General features: G+C 72.4%; 1 protein-coding gene. It reads left to right on the forward strand.

What is annotated here, in order from left to right:
* The first annotated feature begins 251 nt into the window (after positions 1-251).
* Positions 252-1487 carry an IS110 family RNA-guided transposase gene (locus tag ACZ7GX_RS45680; protein ID WP_498786924.1) on the forward strand — a complete coding sequence of 412 codons (1236 nt, stop codon included), beginning with the start codon at positions 252-254 and terminating at the stop codon, positions 1485-1487.
* The last annotated feature ends 36 nt before the right edge of the window (positions 1488-1523 follow it).

Raw genomic sequence — 1523 nt, forward strand, 5'->3', positions numbered from 1 at the left:
GGTCACTAGTGCACCCTCTTCCGTGCGGGCGCCTGGGTGGCGCTTGTGGTAGGAACCAGGCGGAAGTCGGGGTGACGGCCCGGTGTGGCCGCCCTTCGAGGGCTCCCATGACACTGCCGCCCCCGGCTTCCCCGGAACCGTGAAGCGATGACTGAGGGACGCGCCGTAGAGCGCCGGTTAGTGACCACTCCGCCGTCGGTTCCCTCGCCGCCTGGCCCCTGCCGCGCCGACGGAATGGAAAGGCGACGGGGTTGTCGCTGCACGACGCGCTGTTCTTCGTAGGGATCGACTGGGGCTCGGCCGAGCACGCGGTATGCGTGCTGGACTCCACCGGCGGCAAGGCCGGGGCGTTCACCGTCGCCCACACCGCCGAGGGCTTCGCCTCGCTGATCCGCCGCCTGGGCAGGCTCGGCCCGCCCGAGCAGGTCGTAGTGGCCATCGAGCGCCCGGACGGCCGCCTGGTCGACGCGCTGCTGGAGGCGGGGCACCCGGTCCTGCCGGTGAAGCCGACCGCGATCAAGAGCCGGCGGGAGTCCGAGGTCCCCTCGGGGGCCAAGAGCGACCCCGGCGACGCCCACGTGATCGCGGACTACCTGAGGGTCCGCCTGCACCGGCTGACCCCGGCCAAGCCCTTGTCGGGCCATACCAAGGGACTGCGCGCGGTGATGCGCACCCGCGACGACCTGGTCGCGGCCCGCGTCGCCGCGACCAACCGACTCGCCGCACTGCTCGACGCCCACTGGCCGGGCGCGAAAGCGGTCTTCGCGGCGCTCTGGTCGCCGATCAGCCTGGCGTTCCCGACCCGCTACCCCACCTCCGCCGACGCCACCGCCCTGGGGGAGAAGCGCCTGGCCGCCTTCCTCGCCCGCCAGGGCTACTCCGGCAAGAAGCCCGCCGCCGTACTGCTCGGCCGCCTGCGCGCCGCCCCCACCGGCACCACCGACCCGATCGCCACCGTCGGCCTGCGCGCGGCGGTCCTGGCCCAAGTCGGTGTCCTGACCTCGCTCAACACCGCGATCCGCGACCTCGACCGCGCCGCCGCCGAACAGATGGAGGCCCACCCGGACGGCCATGTCTTCCGCTCGCTGCCCCGCTCCGGAACCGTCAACGCCGCCCAGATCCTGGCCGAATGGGGCGAGGCCCGCGAGGTCTTCGACCACCCCGACACCATCGCCGCCCTGGCCGGAGTCACCCCGGTCACCAAGGCCTCGGGCAGGCAACGCGGCGTGTCCTTCCGCAGGGCCTGCAACAAACGCCTCCGCGTCGCACTGACCACCTTCGCCGCCAACAGCCGCTTCGCCAGCCCTTGGGCCGCCGACATCTACGACCGCGCCCGCGCCTCCGGCAAGGACCACCAACACGCCACCCGTGTCCTGGCCCGCGCCTGGATCCGCGTGCTCTGGCGCTGCTGGCAGAACCACACGCCCTACGACCCCGAACTCCACGGCGGCGCGCAACGACTCACCGACCAAGCCGCAGCCGCTTGATCTAATTCTTGAGGTTGACACTGAGGGTGTCATGGC

This window comes from Actinosynnema sp. NPDC037264, from assembly GCF_055603705.1.